Genomic DNA, 15725 nt, shown 5'->3' with positions numbered 1-15725 from the left:
ATCCTCGATTACGATGCGCCGGTTTGCAGCGGATAGCCCCGGAAAGTCCATTTGAACGGGCGGGCCACCTGATTGTGCGCGCGGACAAACTGCTCGGTGCGCTCGCGCAGGTGCGCGGTGCTGGTGTGACTCGCATGGCGCAGCACTCGGCGCGTGTAGCGGGCAAACCAGAGTTCGATCTGATTGACCCAACTCGCGTGCAATGGCGTGAAGTGGAAGTGAAACAGCCCATCGTGCCGCGCGTTGAACGCCTGCCACACCGCGTGGGCGCGATGCGTGTTGAGGTTATCCCACACGACGTGCACCTGTTTGTCTGGGTACGCGCTTGCCACGCGCTCCATGAAGGCCACCAGATCGTCCTGGGTGCGCCGCTCGCGGCATTCTGCCAGCACCTGTCCGGGATGCACGTCTAAGGCGGCAATCAACGCCTGGGTGCCGTGACGAATATATTCAAACTCACGACGACGCAGCCGCCCCGGCGCGGGCGCGCGTCCCGGGTACTTGCGCTCGATGGCCTGAATGCCAGTCTTCTCGTCGATACTGAGCACCACCGCGTTTCGAGGCGCCTTGCGGTACAGCTTGCAAATTCCGTTGACCTTCTCGCGAAAGGCCGGATCTGGGCTGTGTAGCCATTGCTGGACCCGGTGCGGACGCACGTCGCCGGCCTGCAGAATGCGCTGCACCTGGCTGCGGCTGATCTGCCCGACGACGCCGCGCTCCACGGCGCGCGCCACAATCTCGTCGAGCGTGGGCGTGACCCGTCCCTCAGGTTCCTGCGTTTCACACGCCAGTGCGATTATCTGTAGCCGCTCCTCGTGGGTGATACGTGCCGGACGGCCACTGCGCTCGCCCTCGCGAATGCCTTGGGCACCTTGCTGGGCGATCCGCTTGCGCCACAGGCAGACAGTTTGCACCGACACACCCAGTCCCCGCGCAATGAATGTATTGGAGTGGCCCTCGTGGGCCCACAACGCGATTCGCGCCCGCATCACATCTCGCTGCGCAGCCGTCTTGCGTTCGATCAGCGATAGCAGTTCCTGTTGTTCCTTCTTCGCCAGCTTCACTGGCGTTGCATGTCGACCTCGGCTCATCCCGACATGATATCGGAGGTGATTACTTATTCAACCTATTTACGGGATGTTGCACTAGTCCGGATAACTGCCGAACGCCCCCTCCTCCCGCGACCTACGTCGGTTACTGCCGTTCATGTCAGACAGCCCGGTGTAGAGCTTGGCCGTTTCAACCGGGCATCAATATGACGGATGTGCCAGGGGGTACGATTCCGAGTCGGCCAGTTTGGCGCCACGGCAATGCCATTGTGATAAGGCAGAGGATTTTTTGCGTAGCGGAGACGGCGTAATGGTCGGCAAGAGCGCGGTGCACGGCCCGTCTTCGCTGCGCAAAAAAGTCTTTGAGCTAAACCGCTCCACGGGCAGTGGAGTCTATGGGCATTTGATTCATTGCACTTGCGAGCCAGGTTGCCAGAGAGGATCTTCGAAGCGGGCGGAATGGGAATTTCGCATCGCGCCCCAGTGCGCGAGGAATGTCGTTGCATGGAATGGCAACTGAGCTCAGGGGAAGCCGGCGACGCGTGGAGGCCTGCGGCACGAACGTCTCGGCCGTGTCGACCCCGAAGGGGCGGACGGAGATTGAGGACGCGCGGGCCGGGTGTCATGCGATTCTCCCGGGTGGTGCCCATGGTGAAGCGCCCGGCAACAGGCGCTCGATGCAAAGCATGCGTCCCCGCGAGCAGACGGGACAGGCAAGCAACGACCGGCCGGTCAGCTTTTCATAGCGGTCGCGGTAGTCAACCTCGGGAGAATGGCGAACCTCGCGCGGGTGCGGCGGGGCTTCGAGCAACCGGCGACAGTCGGCCAGCCCACGCTCGCGCAGGCGGTTGCTGAGCAGGCCGTAGTGGCGGATCCGCTGGAATCCTCGGGGCAGCACGTGCAGCAGGAAGCGCCGAATGAACTCGTGGGCGGGCAAGGACATTGCACGCGGCTTGGCTGGGTGGCGATAGTCCTTCCAGCGGAACGTCACTTGCTCATCGGTAAGCTCAAGCAGCCGGTTGTTGGAGATCGCCACGCGGTGCGTGTAGCGGCCGAGATAGTCGAGCACCTGCCGGGGACCGCCAAACGGCTCCTTGGCGTAGACCACCCATTCGGTGCAGCGAGAGTCGGCAAGATAGCGGAGAAAGGCATCCGGCTCGGCCAGATGCGCCAGCGACGAGAAGAAGCGCAATGCGCCGGCGTCGAAGGTGTCCTTTAAGCGCGCGAGAAACAGCCGCCGGAACAGGCGCGAGAGTATCTGCACGGGCAGGAAGAATCCGGGTCGGCAGGCAACCCAGCGCTTGCCGTCCAGCGGTAGACCACCGCCGGGAACGACGCAGTGCAGGTGCGGATGATGTACCAGCGTCTGTCCCCAGGTATGCAGGATGGCGATGAAGCCGAGCGTGGCGCCCAGATGGCGGGAATCGGCGGCGATGGTGCGAAGTGTGTCGGCGGTGGCCTGAAACAGGATGTCGTAGACCACGCGCTTGTTCTGGAAGGCGATGGCCGCGATCGGCTCGGGCACGGTGAAGACAACGTGGAAGTACGGCACGGGCAAGAGGTCGGCCTGGCGGTCGTCGAGCCACTGCGCCCGCGCGAGCGATTGGCACTTTGGACAGTGCCGGTTGCGGCAGGTAATGGAGTGCAACCCATTACCTGCCTTATGGTGACCACTCCGTTGCGGGGAGCACGGGCGCTGAAGCGGCGTGAAAGCCAGCCCCAGCGCTCATAAACCTCCCAATTACATCTTGGTCTTCAGTAGCGCGATCAGCCGATCTGGCGGTCGGAATTTGCCCTTGCGAAGGTTGGGCGGCACCATCGTCTCGATCGCCTCCAACTTCTGGTCGGGGTCGGCGCGAATGTACACTACCGTCGTGGCCAAGTTGGCGTGTCCAAGCCAGAGTGAAACCTTGCGGACGTCTTGCGTGGCCTGCAGAACCATCATTGCACGGGTGTGCCTCAACACGTGGGGAGACACCTGCTTGCTGGCCAACGACGCGCATCGCTGACTCGCGGTGAGGACATGGCGCCGGAGAATGTAGGCCACGCCCCATCGACTCAAGGGATCACCGCGGGTATTGACGAACACCTCCGGCGTCGAGAGGTCACCTCGCACCGCCATCCATGCCCGTAGCGCGGCTGAGGCTGGCTTCCACAAGGGCAATGCTCGTTCTCGCCGGCCCTTGCCAAGCACACGGACGCTCGCCGACTGCGCGCCCACATCGGCGATACGCAGGCCCGTCAACTCCGACACCCGCAGGCCAGCGCATACCGCCAAATGCAGCATCGCCCGATCCCGGACTCCGTCTCGGGTAGTCGGGTCAGGTGCATCGAGCAAGGCCTGAACTTCGTCTCTGTCGAAATGCGCGACCAGCCGTGTATCGGTCCGTTTGAACGGGATCGCAAGGATGCGGCGGATCTGTTCGAGCGCCGCCGGTTCGCGATGTTGCAGGAAGCGAAAGAATGATCGAATGGCAGCCAAGCGGACGTTCCGTGTCTGCGCCGAGTTGCCCCGGTCGACCTCAAGGTGACGCAGAAAGGCGGCAATCAACGGCGCGTCGAGTTGGTCCAACCGAAGGGCCGACGGCGCGACTTTAAGTCTGGACGCAGCAAACTCGAACAACGCCTGGAAGCTGTAGGCGTATGAGTCACAGGTGTGGCCACTCGCACCGCGCTGTTGACTAAGGTGATCACGCAGGAAGGCTTCGATATGAGGTGCGATCGAGGTCATAGCTGCTCCCCCGTAAAGAATCTCTCGCCGGCGGCGGCGGTATCCGCGAGCAACTCGGCAGTGGTCTGCAAGTACCAGTACGTCGCATCGATGTTCACGTGCCCTAGATAGGTCGCCAGTGCCACCATGTTCTGTCCGATGCGTTGACGACCCGCCGGCGCTGACTCCAACGCTCTGACGGCGAACGTATGCCTCAGCTCGTGCAGCCTCGGTCGGTGCCCCTGCGCCCCCCGCACACCCGCAGCCTTCAGCACTGTTCCAAAGACCGGATACACCGCGCAGTACGTCAGCGGCAGCCCGTTGCTTCCGACGAAGACATGGTCTCCTTCAGGATGCATCCTCAGACGCTGCTCCAGGTAACTTCGCAGGGCCGCCAAGGTGGTGTCGTGCAGCGGGACCAAGCGCGTCTTCTGGAACTTTGTCTTGCGAATCAGCAGCCCCTCCGCAGTGACGTCGCCCAAGCGCAGGCCCAAAGCCTCGGAGACCCGCATGCCAGTGGCGGCCAGCAAGCCGATCAGCGTGGCGTACGTCCACGGCCGCAACGTGCCCTGTGGAGTAAGCCGGCTGACCTCGGCGGGTGTGTAGATGTGCGGGATGCGACGAGTCTTCTTATAGCCAAAGTAGTTCGGCGGCGGCAATTCATGGCCAGGGTCCTCCAGGCGCAGTTGGCGGACAAAGCTGCAGACAGCTTGGTAGCGGGCGTGCCGTTGTGCGACCGACGGGCCTTGGCTGGCCCAGTCGGCGAGCGTTGTCGCTCGCACATGTCGTTCTCCGCGAGCCGCAGCGAATCGGGCGAAACTGCGAAGCAGGTACTCCGCATTGCTCATCGCAAATCCGGCCGAGCGACGCAGGGCGAGATAGGCTTCGACAGCGGCCATCATGACTGCGCCTCCGGCCACGGCTGTGCGATACCCCGAAGCAGCGAGGTATCGACCTTGGCGTAGTAGGCTGTCATGTCCAGGCTTCGATGCCGCAGGACCAGGCCGATCTGATCGAGCGGGACGCCGTTGCGCAGCATCTGCGTCGCCGCGGTGTGGCGCAGCAGATGTGCTCCCTTAGCGGGCGACCTGATGCCCGCGCGCTGCAACGCGCGCTCGACAACGGATGACACCCCGTCGCCCGACTTGAAAGGCCCGGTTGGAGCAATGCTGCGCAGGAACATCCGATCCGAACTCTGGGTCTTCGCTCGGTGATCCAGGTACGCAAGCAGCGCATCGCCGACGTCCTGAGGCAGCGGCAGGCGTACTTGGTAGCGCCCCTTGCCCGCCACGAGTAGCGTGCCGCCTCTCCAGTCGATGTCACCAAGGCGAAGCTGGGCTACGTCACCGGCACGCAGCCCCAGTCGCACCAGCAGGAGCAGGATTGCGCGGTCGCGTATGTGGCCGGGGGCTGTGCCGTCGCATGTGGCGATCAGGCGAGCCACCTCGTCTTCGGACAAACTGCGTGGCAGCCGGGCAAGGCGCCAACTGGCGACGGCGGGAACGACATCCGCGAGGCCGGTGCGGGACTGTCCCGAAGCGTTCAGGAACCGCAGGAACGAACGCAACGATGTGATTCGCTTCTGAGTGATCCTAACGCCGGATCGAGCGGCGCGGTCGGTGACGAAGTCACGAACAGCACGCACGGTCCAGGAGCTGACATCCTCACCGAGTTCCTTGACCAAATCTGTGGCATCGCGCTCGTATAGGCGAACAGTGGGCGTGCTGGCGCCACGATGCGCTTGGAGCCAGTCGCGAAACGCCGTCACGAGGGATGGCTCGTCGACACAGTCAACGGTGACTTCGCTGTCGCGACAGATGCCGAGCTGAGATAGATACCTTTGAAAGAGCTTCGCTCCGAAGTAGTCGTGGTAGCCCGCTGAGTCGCCGTTCGATATGGGACAACGGCAACGGGGGAAGTGGTGAGCAACGCCTCCACGGTGCTTGCGCCGACAGCCGCGAGATCAGTACGTGCGCGGTGAACGAAGTGACCGAGGTAGGCTGCTTCCCGCAGATAACGAACCGCCGTCAAACCCGAATATCCGGCACGACTGAGTTCCGCCGCGAAGCCGTCGATGTACGGGCCGCTGGGGCCGGTTCGAAGGCGGCGAAGGGTCTTGGGTGCGCAAAAGAAGTTCTCGAGCATCGAGGTCTCCTGGTGAGTTGAGCCATGAGCGGCCCAACTCACAGTACCCAGAGCCCGTTCTAATGGGGAAGGTTACTCGCCCTCCCGCTACGGAGGATCCCGGGATTGCCTCCGCAAGCACATCCCAGCTCCCCGCAACGGAGTGGACACCATAAGACATGAGTTGTAGGCAATACGTTGATGGCCGCAGGTATCACACTGCTCGACATGACCGCCCAGTGCCGCGGTACGGCATTGCTCGATGGCGCGCATGACGCGCTGCGCCTCGCGATTTAGCGAGTCGGCATGCAGTTGTCGGTACGGCGAACCGTGGCGGCGCAGGATGTCCGCCAATTCCAGCGGGGCCGGCATGCCCGCGCTCAGTCTTGTGCGGGGGATGGTTCCGGAAAAATGGGCGGGGCCGGTGATTGAGGGAGGCGATCGAACGGGCTGGTGGTCGCGCACACGGTGCTGGTGGCGACCTTCAAGTAGCGCGAGGTAGTGGCCAGGCTACGGTGGCCGAGCAGCAGTTGGATGGTACGAACGTCGGTGCCGGACTCGAGCAGATGCGTCGCAAACGCATGACGCAGCGCGTGCGGCGTAACGGGCTTGTTGATGCAGGCACGGCTGCGGGCATCGCGGCATGCGAGCCGCACGGTTTCGGCCGCGATGTGCCGGCCCGCGACGCTGCCGGGGAACAGCCAATGTTGCGGACGACCAACTCGCCAGTAAGTGCGCAAGATCTCTAGCAGGCGCGGAGAAAGCATGACGTAGCGGTCGACCTGTCCCTTGCCTTGCGCGACGCGGAGCACTGACTGTCGATGTCTCTGACGCGCAGACTGATCACTTCCGAGATCCGGAGGCCCGCTGCGTATGCCGTCATCAGAATGGCGCGGTGCTTGACGCTGCGGATGGACTCGAGAAACCGCATCACCTCACCCGGACTGAGAATAACCGGCAGCATGCGAGGCTTCTTCGATGTGGCAATCTCCTCGACAGCCCAGTCGCGCTTGAGCGTGACATGGTAGAGAAAGCGCAGTGCGGCGGTCGCCACCACGAGCGTGCTGCGGGACCGCTGAGCTTCCACCAAATGCAACTGCCAGGCGTGCACCTCCTTCGGGCCTAGGAACTCAGGCGAACGCCCGAAATGCTGGGCAAACGCATGAACATACTGGAGGTAGGCGCGCTGGGTATTGGCTGCGAGGTTGCGTACGCGCATGTCCTCGGTCATGCGCCGACGTAGTGTCGTCATGATGGTCTCCTCTCGAAGTGACGAAAGCAGCAGAAACTGCCCTTCCATCCTCCCACTCGAGGGGAAACCGATCACCAACGCGATATCGGAGCTGCCGGCACCGGCCGACCATCATTACCGCGTCAGCGGTTTAGTTCAAGAATACTTATCGCAATGCCTGGCGGGAATGCGCGGGTACTCCCGAGGGTTAGGTATAGACCTGGGGCGTGGTACACCCTAGAATCGCTCTGGCGTCTGGCGTCTTGCGTCGATGTCCTGCCCCGGTCCGGCAGGTCGCCGCACCGAGGCACGTCCTATTCCTTGCTGCTTCGATCCAGATCTTCCGCCTCCATGCCCCCTGCTCTTCTCCAGGATTCCGACACCCAACTATTGCGCGAGCGCGCCGAGACGATCCTATGGATCAAGACGCAAATGGCCAGATATGGGCTGCATCTGGCCGACCTGCAGAACGCAGGCTGCTTTTCTGAAGGAACGTCCCTCGCCAATGCTGCCGCCCGTCCGATTTGCTTCCGGGACGCTTATGGCCACGCGTGGGACGGTAACGGTGATCCGCCGGACTGGCTGCAGCGCGCCGTGAACGCGGGCCAGTCGATCGAACATTTTCGTGTAAAGCCATAGGATGCTTATCGCGCGGCGGTAGTTGTCGGAAGTGTGCCGTCCAGCCTGAGAACCCCATCTCTTGTTGCCAATAGCGACGTGCGTCGGCTGAGCCCAATTGGCGGTTGTCGGCTGCCAGTTCAGTCAGTTGCCCGCCTGGAGTCAATGGCCGGGTATGGTGCAAAATGCCGCCACAGACAGCTATGAGAGCGGCGCATGTCAATGGTTGTGCTGCGACTGCTCAGTCGCTATTCCCCCAAAAATCAACTCGGCACACGACCTATAGATTGTCGGTGCCGGAGTCTCTCCCCTGCCCTCCACCGTCGAAGATCGGCACCGAAGCCGTCGTCGCGGTGGCGTACCAGGGGCAGCTTGATTCGTGCCGTGTTTCCCTTGCCGGTTCCGCGTCGGCGATATCAGGGGCGAGCAGTAAACCTGCTCGCCCTTCTTTCATGCAAGGAAACATGGAGCCGCGGTGCAGCTTAGCGTTCCGCCGGACTCCTTCCAGTGCACCATGCCACACGAACTTGGCAATTGTCGCGCAGCCGACATTCAACGGCGCTTCGCTTTCATACCCTCCCTTCGTGCCCGCAAACTGGCACCTAGAGAGGAGACAGACGAATGCAAACGCTTCAAACCACATCGCAAGAAGGAACCACTCCAACGGCGTCGCGAACCGCCGAACCACCCGCCAGGTCCGCAGTCTCGTTATTGAAATCCGGCATTGCACTGTTGGCCACTGCCGGTCTGGCTGGTTGTGCCGGTAGCGGCGACGGAGAAGCCGTCGTCACGTCCCCACAAGCTGCTACCGCGCAAAGCCTGTGCGAGGCCTTTCTGGGCCGAAGTTTCGATGGTGCTACCGTAACCAGGGCCAAGTTGGTGGCTGCGACTAGCGATGTTCCGGAACACTGCATCGTACGCGGCGAAATGCCCAAGAACCTTGACTTCGACGTGCGCATGCCGACGGAGTGGAATCAGCGCACCGTCTTCCGGGGCGGCGGCGGCTTCGATGGTTTTCTTGACGTGGGCTACATCAGCGATCCGGCTGTCAGCCCGGTGGGAAGCCCGGATCTTCCGAAGCGGGGCTATGCCACGATTGCCACCAATCACGGTCATGACATGCTGACATCACCCGGGGCGTCGTTCGCATTGGATCAAGACATGCTCACCGACTATGCCTACGCATCCGTGGCCCGGGTATTGGGGCCGGCTAAGGCTATTCTTCGCGAGCGCTATGGCGATGCGTTCCGTTCCACGAAGATGATCTACGAGGGGTGCTCAGGTGGAGGGCGTCAGGCACTGATGCAGGCTCAACGGAATCCCGACCTCTTTGACGGCATCATCTCTCGAGCGCCCGCCAATGCGTATACGTCACAGTTCCTCTGGTACCAGAAAATCCAAAAGCAGCTCGCGAAGCCGGGAGCTGCACTCAGCGAAGCGAAGATAAAGGCCATCGGCGCAGCGGTCTACGCAAAATGTGACAGCCTCGATGGTTTAGCCGACAAAATCGTCGGAAGACCGGAAGCATGTGGCTTCGACCCAGCAGAGATGGCCTGCACAGGCGCGGAAACCGACTCGTGCCTGACACCATCGCAATTGGAATCGGCCAAGCTATTTTATGCACCCACCAGCATCGCCAACGGCCGGTTCGCATGGCCCGCGTTTCTCCCAGGGGGGGAGAGCCCCACAAACTGGGCAGGCGGAGGCGAGCTGGGGCGTGACTTCATGCGATACATGGTTGCGCAAGACGGATCGGTCGACCCCCTTTCCCTAGACCCCGAGCAATACGTCCCTCGCCTGGAGCAACTCAGTTCGATGATTGACGCCGTCGATCCCGATCTAAGTCGATTCAGGGCCCGCAATGGCAAACTGATTCTATGGACCGGGCAGACAGACTGGTTGATCACGGCCAACAACGCCACCGACTACTATCAGCGCGTGGTGCAGCAGAATGGGGGCCAGTCGTCCGCAGATCAGTTCGTTGAGTACTACACCGCGCCAGGTGTGGACCACTGCAATGGCGGCACCGGCGCAGATAAGGTCGATCTGGTCGGTCCGATGTTCGAGTGGCTGGAGAAGGGCATCAAGCCGTCGAGCTCCGTCATCGTTGCGGAGCAGCGAACCCCGGCAGATGGCGGCACACCTGCGCAACGCCCGCTGTGCAGGTATCCGCAGTACCCGAAGTACATCGGCGGGGATCCCAAGGCGGCCGCAAGTTTCATCTGTGCAGCGTCATAGCATGTTCGCACATCGCATTCGCCGCCCTTCCTGAGACCGCCCCCTGGGCAAGACAGTTCTATGTCGGCCCAAGGGATCTGATGGCGGTCGTATCGGGAGCCCACATAGGCAGCTTGCGCAGGATCTGGCATCGTGCAAGCGCGACCCCCAGCACCATTTCCTTATCCTTGCGCCTCGCGCGGCGGCATTACCTGGCAGTTGCCAGTCCTCGCGCTCATGGTGCTGTTCACGACGGTGGGTCTGTGGATTCTTTCGTTGCCGCTCGCAGGTGGGCGGTAGGCCGCGGCGATGGCTCAAAGAAGCCGCTGGCCACGCCGCATGGCATAATCGGTCCACCGTTACAGATGACATCGCACTTACCTGGCGCGAACGTGGCAACGGCAGTGGGCTGACATGCAAGATCTCCAGAATCCCCAGCGTGTGCGCATTCGACGCCGCGGCGCCGACAAGCATCCGCTTATTCTCAAAGCTGCGCGCGAACTGGTCTCGCAATCGGGGTTTCGCGAGGCACAGATGACGGCTATCGCCGATGCCGCTGGCATTGCCATTGGCACACTGTACCGCTATTTCCCCTCCAAGACTGATCTCATGGTCGAAGTCGTCAAGACAACGGCGCAGCGAGAAGTCGACGCGGTGGCAGGCATTGCCATGCGCGATGGGACAGCGTGCGAGAGGCTCGGCGCAGCGGCCTGGACATTTGCTAGCCGCGCCTTACAAGGACGCCGGCTCGCACACGCCTTGGTTGCGGAGCCCGTTGAGCCCGACGTCGAAGCCGCAAGACTGACCTATCACCGGGCGCTGTCCAGAGTGTTCAAGACCATCATCGAGCAAGGCGTCGCCCACGGCGAGTTTCCGGCCCAGGATGCCGCGGCGTCGGCTGATTGCATAGTCGGCTGCCTGTTCGAAGGCCTCGTCGCGCCGCTAAGCAACGAGGCCGCGGCACAGACCGCACAGTTGAGCACTCAGGCAACGTCCATCATTACGTTCTGCCTTCGCGGTGTTTCCGGCCGTGCGCTGACATTCCCGCAGAACGAGGGTTCCTCAGCCGCCTGATGCGGCAACTCCGCCACACCCTGTCGCCGAAAGAAGAACCTAGATTTCACTTAAGGTGCGTAGCCAATACGACAGCTTGTGTCTTTTGAGCCGCACGCACGGTTGTCTTCGACCTTTCTCCGTAGTTTCCCTGCCTGATCAGGCCTTGACAGGCCCCATCACGCGCCGTAGCCTTAAGTGAAATCTAGATTCACTTAAGGCCAGCAGCTTAGCCGGCTCCCAAGGCAAGGAGACACGCATGGACAGGCAACCGCACAACCCCGCGCTCGATCGCCGGGTTGCAGAATTGGTGGCTGAGTACTCCGGCCGTAGCGCCAGCCTTGCGTGGTTGTTGTGTGATCGGCATGACCCGACCCGGGTTGCATATGACGTCGTCGATAGCCAAGGGCGATCTGAGCGCCTGACATATGGCGAGTTGACGCGGCGCTCAGCATCTTTCGCCGCTGGCCTGGCGTCCATGGGGGTCGGCCCCGGGGTCAGAGTGGCCACGCTCGCGGGCAAGAGCGCGGAATACCTGATCGCGCTGATGGCCATCTGGCGCCTGGGCGCCGTACACGTACCGCTATTCACTGCATTCGCCCCACCTGCCATTGCGCTGCGCCTGGCGGGTAGCGCCGCAAAGGTCGTGATCTGCGATAGCGCGCAGGCATCCAAGCTCATCGCGACGGACGCCGACCTGCCGGAAACAGTGGTAAGCCACGTAGTCATCATCGGCGAAAGCGAAGCGTTGCCGGAAAGCGTTTGTGCGCACACCTTTCATGACGTGTTGGCACATGACGGGTCCAAGATCGTGCCGGCCGCGCTCGGCGGCGACGCGCCATTCATTCACATCTACACCTCCGGCACGACCGGGAAGCCTAAAGGCGTCGTCGTGCCAATTCGGGCGATTGCGGCCTTCCGCGCCTATGTTGAATTCGGAATCGGACTGCGCGACAACGACGTCTACTGGTGCGCCGCTGACCCGGGCTGGGCTTATGGTCTCTACTTTGGCGTGATCGGCTCGCTCAGTACAGGCGTCCACAGTCTGATGCTCAAAGGCGGATTCGATGCCGCGGCGACGTATCGCGTGCTCGACGAGCACGGTGCCACCAGCTTCGCTGCTGCACCGACCGTCTACCGTTCACTCATGTGCTCGGATGCTCCCGCGCCGCGCGGCCTGAAGCTGCGATGCGCCTCCAGTGCCGGGGAGCCTCTGACGCCGGACGTGAACGAGTGGGCCGCTGCCGCACTGGGCGTTCAGGTCCATGACCACTATGGCCAAACCGAAGCCGGTATGCTGATCAACAATCATCACGATCCCCGTCTAGCGAGACCGATACAACCGGGCTCGATGGGTATCGCCATGCCCGGATGGAAAGCAGTTGTTCTAGACCGCGGGGAAGATGTCGAAGTGCCGGCCGGTGAAGTCGGCCGCGTGGCATTCGACATCGCGGAGAGTCCCTTCGCTTGGTTTGCCGATTACGAAGGCGCCCCCGAGAAAAGCGCCGAGAAGTTTGCAGCCGGTCGCAAGTACTACCTGTCCGGCGACCTGGGTCGCATGGACAATGCGGGCGCCTTCTTCTTTTCCTCACGGGAGGATGACGTCATCATCATGGCTGGCTATCGCATCGGTCCATTCGAAGTGGAATCGGTCATCGCCGCTCATCCCGCTGTTGCCGAGTGCGCGGTCATTGCCGTCGCCGACAAGATTCGGGGCGAGGTCATAGAAGCATACGTCGTACTACGTTCCTCAGCAACGCCAGGGCCCGAGATGGCCGCGGAGATTCAGCAGTGGGTCAAGAACCGGTACGCAGCCCACGCGTATCCGCGCCAAGTCCATTTCACCACTGAGTTGCCGAAGACGCCGAGCGGAAAGATCCAGCGATTCGTCCTCCGCGAGGCCCGGAAGAATTCAGCGTCGGCCGACTCGCCCGCTTCGCTGCCGTGATCGAAACTGGAGTACCCATGAACCACCCAGCGTCTCACGAGGCGGTTCAGGCGATCCTGAATCGCCGCTCGATTCGCCGATTCTTGGACCGACCCGTATCGAACGACGTTATCCGCGACGTTCTGCGCATCGCGGCGCGCGCCCCTTCTGGCACAAATATCCAGCCTTGGCACGTGCATATTGTCACTGGTGACGCTCGTGATCGACTGAGCAACGCCGTTGTCGATGCAGCCCGGAAGGGGTTGCGCTGCGACGAGTACGCTTACATGCCGGCGCGGCTCAAGGATCTGCATCTTGCGCGGCGGCGCAAGGTAGGCCATGACCTTTACGATCTCTACGGAATCCAGCGCCATGACTTGCCCTCGCGCAAGGAAGCCATGCTGCGAAACTTCCACTTCTTTGGCGCTCCCGTGGGATTGTTCTTTACGATGGACAAGTACTTGCTCGCAGGCTCATGGCTGGACAGTGGCATGTTCATGCAAAACGTCATGATCGCAGCACAGGCGCTGGGTCTGTCTTCGTGCCCTCAGCAAGCATGGTGTGAGTACGGAAGACTCGTGCATGAAGTGCTCGGCATTCCCGATGAGCAGATCCTGCTCTCTGGCATGGCCATCGGCTACGAGGACACGTCGGCCGATGAGAACAAACTGAGAACGGAGCGTGCCGACGTTCATGACTTCACGACGTTCCACAGCCTGTAGGAACCCCACGCTCGTCCGCTCTACGAAAGGAGCTGTCATGCAAATGCAGCCGACCCATCATCGGCAACGATCGATTGCACCTGAGTTGCTTCAGCCTGCGCAACGCCGCCGATCCGCCTCCCTGGAATCCTTCCTCGAAAGCTCGAGCTGGTTTGCTGGCTTGACGGCCGAGGAACAAGCAAGAGTGCAAGCCGACACCTACGAACGCCCATACCCTGCAGGCGCCATGGCCTGTCATCGGGGCGATCCCGCTGATCACTGGCTGGGTGCAATTGAAGGCATGGTGAAGGTCGACACCGCCTCGGCCTGCGGAAGGGCCATCACATTCGCTGGCGTGCCGGCGGGATCATGGTTTGGCGAGGGCGCGGTCCTGAAGACCGAGCCGCGCCAGTATTCCGTCGTAGCGCTCAAGGAAAGCCGCGTGGCCTTTGTGCCCCGGGATACCTTCCTTTGGCTCCTTGCACGCAATCCTTCCTTCAGCCGCTACGTCATCGACCAGCTCAATGCCCGGTGCGGCTACTATGTTGGCCTCGTCCACAACTTCCGCTTGCACGAAGCCGCAGCTCGCGTCGCATTCTGCCTGGCCGAACTCTTCCATCGTCAGCTCTATCCATCCACCGACCGGACCCTGGGCTTGTCTCAGGAGGAAGTCGGACGGCTGTCTGGCCTGTCGAGGCAGAATACTAATCGTGCGCTTCGCGAGTTGGCAGACGCTGGCATGCTAGCAATGGAATATGGCGCCATACAGATCCTGGATCTCGAGGGGCTGCGGCAATTCGCCCATATCGGTGACTGAGGATCGCGGCAGAGCGGCCGTGACGCCCACCAACATATGGCGGCGCGCCACGATTGCAGCTCAGGCATTCAGAACAGTTCGACAGCCACCGCTGTAGCTTCGCCGCCCCCGATACAGAGGCTTGCAATACCTCGCTTACCGCCAACCTTTCGAAGCGCACCAAGCAGCGTGACGAGAATCCGCGCGCCTGACGCTCCGATAGGGTGCCCCAGTGCGCACGCACCGCCGTGAACGTTCACTTGAGCGCGATCAAGCCTCAGATCGTGAACGGCCGCCATCGCAACTACCGCGAAGGCCTCATTGATCTCCCACAGGTCGACGTCGGAGGTTGTCCATCTGGCGCGATCGAGCAACTTTCGAATCGCACCAATCGGAGCCGTCGCAAACGTGGCAGGCGTCTGGGCATGGGTCGAATGCCCGACGATCCTTGCAAGCGGGCGCGCACCCATGCGTTCAGCGATGGAAAGCCGGGTCAGGACAAGTGCCGCAGCGCCGTCCGAAATCGAACTGGAGTTTGCTGGCGTCACAGAGCCATCCTTCCTGAACGCAGGCTTCAGGTTTGGAATCCGGCTAAGGTCAGCTTTTAGCGGTTGTTCATCTTCCCGCACCATGACACTGCCTTTGCGGCCAGTCACGGTCAACGGCACCGTCTCCCAGGCGAAATACCCCGCTTGAATGGCGGCTTGCGCGCGCAGCGTCGAGAGAACCGCCCATTCGTCTTGCGCATCCCGGGTGAAGCGATATGCGTCCGCGCAATCCTCGGCGAACGTTCCCATCAACCGGCCCCGCGTGTCATCGCTGTAGTGGTCCTCAAGGCCGTCAAGGAACATGTGATCGATGAGCTTTCCGTGGCCTAGCCTGTATCCTGCACGCGCCTTCGGCAGGAGAAACGGAGCGTTCGACATGGACTCCATGCCGCCCGCCACCATTAGTTCGTTCGATCCCGCTAGAAGGAGGTCGTGGGCAAGCATCACAGACTTCATCCCCGAACCGCAGACTTTGCTGATGGTTGTGCATGGCACCCCAAGCGGAAGGCCCGCGTTGATGGACGCCTGCCGCGCCGGGGCTTGTCCAAGTCCGGCGGGAAGGACACATCCCATCAGCAGTTCCTGAACCGACGCGGGATCGATCTCTGCTCGTTCCACGGCGGCCTGGATTGCAACGCCGCCCAACTCGGGCGCAGCCAACGACGCAAGCTCGCCCTGGAAGCCGCCTATCGGTGTGCGTGCCGCGGATACGATCACCACTGGATCGCTTGTGTTCGTCATCACATGCTCC

At 62.0% G+C, this 15725-nt stretch carries 14 protein-coding genes and 2 pseudogenes; 6 read left to right on the top strand and 10 right to left on the bottom strand.

All coding sequences use genetic code 11. The features are described from left to right. Positions 1-8 precede the first annotated feature (8 nt). From K307_RS20445 to K307_RS51070, 9 genes and pseudogenes are all read right to left on the bottom strand, one after another. Positions 9-1091, bottom strand: coding sequence for an IS630 family transposase (locus tag K307_RS20445; protein ID WP_042880842.1), 1083 nt, complete (start codon positions 1089-1091; stop codon positions 9-11). 580 nt (positions 1092-1671) lie between these two features. Continuing rightward, positions 1672-2685: pseudogene (locus K307_RS20440) on the bottom strand (IS91 family transposase); the annotation flags it as partial. Between the two features lie 105 nt (positions 2686-2790). Beyond that, positions 2791-3780 (bottom strand): tyrosine-type recombinase/integrase, encoded by a 990-nt coding sequence (locus tag K307_RS20435; RefSeq protein ID WP_042880840.1) that lies wholly within the window; start codon positions 3778-3780, stop codon positions 2791-2793. Next, a complete protein-coding gene (locus K307_RS20430) occupies positions 3777-4661 on the bottom strand; it encodes a tyrosine-type recombinase/integrase (RefSeq protein ID WP_042880839.1) in 885 nt (294 codons plus the stop codon). The genes K307_RS20435 and K307_RS20430 overlap by 4 nt, the downstream gene beginning before the upstream one ends. After that, on the bottom strand, positions 4658-5527 hold the full coding sequence (locus tag K307_RS20425) for a tyrosine-type recombinase/integrase (protein WP_042880838.1): 870 nt from the start codon (positions 5525-5527) through the stop codon (positions 4658-4660). The genes K307_RS20430 and K307_RS20425 overlap by 4 nt, the downstream gene beginning before the upstream one ends. Beyond that, positions 5524-5904 (bottom strand): hypothetical protein, encoded by a 381-nt coding sequence (locus K307_RS47905; protein WP_155301182.1) that lies wholly within the window; start codon positions 5902-5904, stop codon positions 5524-5526. Before K307_RS47905 ends, K307_RS20425 begins: the two co-directional genes overlap by 4 nt. Positions 5905-6060: 156 nt before the next feature. Continuing rightward, positions 6061-6255, bottom strand: a pseudogene (locus tag K307_RS46290) (transposase zinc-binding domain-containing protein); the annotation flags it as partial. 8 nt (positions 6256-6263) lie between these two features. Next, positions 6264-6650 (bottom strand): tyrosine-type recombinase/integrase, encoded by a 387-nt coding sequence (locus tag K307_RS51075; RefSeq protein ID WP_155301181.1) that lies wholly within the window; start codon positions 6648-6650, stop codon positions 6264-6266. Then, entirely contained in the window at positions 6629-7135 is a 507-nt protein-coding gene (locus K307_RS51070; protein ID WP_196251564.1) for a phage integrase N-terminal SAM-like domain-containing protein, read from the bottom strand. The genes K307_RS51075 and K307_RS51070 overlap by 22 nt, the downstream gene beginning before the upstream one ends. A 330-nt stretch (positions 7136-7465) precedes the next feature. On the opposite strand from K307_RS51070, the gene K307_RS20415 reads away from it, so the two are divergent. From K307_RS20415 to K307_RS20390, 6 genes are all read left to right on the top strand, one after another. Continuing rightward, positions 7466-7753, top strand: coding sequence for an H-NS family nucleoid-associated regulatory protein (locus tag K307_RS20415; RefSeq protein WP_042880835.1), 288 nt, complete (start codon positions 7466-7468; stop codon positions 7751-7753). A gap of 600 nt (positions 7754-8353) precedes the next feature. After that, the gene (locus K307_RS20410) at positions 8354-9970 is read left to right on the top strand and encodes a tannase/feruloyl esterase family alpha/beta hydrolase (RefSeq protein ID WP_051974983.1); all 1617 of its coding nucleotides are present in this window, start codon (positions 8354-8356) and stop codon (positions 9968-9970) included. 393 nt (positions 9971-10363) lie between these two features. Beyond that, positions 10364-11023 carry a TetR/AcrR family transcriptional regulator gene (locus K307_RS20405; protein ID WP_042880833.1) on the top strand — a complete coding sequence of 220 codons (660 nt, stop codon included), beginning with the start codon at positions 10364-10366 and terminating at the stop codon, positions 11021-11023. 238 nt (positions 11024-11261) lie between these two features. Further along, positions 11262-12950, top strand: a complete 1689-nt coding sequence (locus K307_RS20400) for an AMP-binding protein (protein ID WP_042880831.1) — start codon at positions 11262-11264, stop codon at positions 12948-12950. 17 nt (positions 12951-12967) lie between these two features. Continuing rightward, positions 12968-13651, top strand: a complete 684-nt coding sequence (locus tag K307_RS20395; protein ID WP_042880828.1) for a nitroreductase — start codon at positions 12968-12970, stop codon at positions 13649-13651. Between the two features lie 37 nt (positions 13652-13688). Next, positions 13689-14447 (top strand): Crp/Fnr family transcriptional regulator, encoded by a 759-nt coding sequence (locus K307_RS20390; RefSeq protein WP_230625780.1) that lies wholly within the window; start codon positions 13689-13691, stop codon positions 14445-14447. A gap of 68 nt (positions 14448-14515) precedes the next feature. Here the strand turns inward: K307_RS20390 and K307_RS20385 are convergent, their stop codons facing one another. Then, positions 14516-15715 carry an acetyl-CoA C-acyltransferase gene (locus tag K307_RS20385; RefSeq protein WP_042880827.1) on the bottom strand — a complete coding sequence of 400 codons (1200 nt, stop codon included), beginning with the start codon at positions 15713-15715 and terminating at the stop codon, positions 14516-14518. Positions 15716-15725: the final 10 nt, after the last annotated feature.

The sequence above is a fragment of the Cupriavidus necator A5-1 genome, assembly GCF_000744095.1.
Lineage (GTDB): Bacteria > Pseudomonadota > Gammaproteobacteria > Burkholderiales > Burkholderiaceae > Cupriavidus > Cupriavidus necator_A.
The sequence above is the reverse complement of the archived record's forward strand: the minus strand, read 5'-3'. Positions and strand labels throughout refer to the sequence as shown.

Bases quoted from the DNA above. Each gene is read 5' to 3' on its own strand.
- K307_RS20400 (WP_042880831.1), top strand. From the start codon at position 11,262: ATGGACAGGCAACCGCACAACCCCGCGCTCGATCGCCGGGTTGCAGAA.
- K307_RS51070 (WP_196251564.1), bottom strand. From the start codon at position 7,135: ATGACGACACTACGTCGGCGCATGACCGAGGACATGCGCGTACGCAAC.
- K307_RS51075 (WP_155301181.1), bottom strand. From the start codon at position 6,650: ATGCTTTCTCCGCGCCTGCTAGAGATCTTGCGCACTTACTGGCGAGTT.
- K307_RS20385 (WP_042880827.1), bottom strand. From the start codon at position 15,715: ATGACGAACACAAGCGATCCAGTGGTGATCGTATCCGCGGCACGCACA.
- K307_RS20395 (WP_042880828.1), top strand. From the start codon at position 12,968: ATGAACCACCCAGCGTCTCACGAGGCGGTTCAGGCGATCCTGAATCGC.
- K307_RS20435 (WP_042880840.1), bottom strand. From the start codon at position 3,780: ATGACCTCGATCGCACCTCATATCGAAGCCTTCCTGCGTGATCACCTT.
- K307_RS20390 (WP_230625780.1), top strand. From the start codon at position 13,689: ATGCAAATGCAGCCGACCCATCATCGGCAACGATCGATTGCACCTGAG.
- K307_RS20445 (WP_042880842.1), bottom strand. From the start codon at position 1,091: ATGAGCCGAGGTCGACATGCAACGCCAGTGAAGCTGGCGAAGAAGGAA.
- K307_RS47905 (WP_155301182.1), bottom strand. From the start codon at position 5,904: ATGCTCGAGAACTTCTTTTGCGCACCCAAGACCCTTCGCCGCCTTCGA.
- K307_RS20415 (WP_042880835.1), top strand. From the start codon at position 7,466: ATGCCCCCTGCTCTTCTCCAGGATTCCGACACCCAACTATTGCGCGAG.
- K307_RS20405 (WP_042880833.1), top strand. From the start codon at position 10,364: ATGCAAGATCTCCAGAATCCCCAGCGTGTGCGCATTCGACGCCGCGGC.
- K307_RS20410 (WP_051974983.1), top strand. From the start codon at position 8,354: ATGCAAACGCTTCAAACCACATCGCAAGAAGGAACCACTCCAACGGCG.
- K307_RS20430 (WP_042880839.1), bottom strand. From the start codon at position 4,661: ATGATGGCCGCTGTCGAAGCCTATCTCGCCCTGCGTCGCTCGGCCGGA.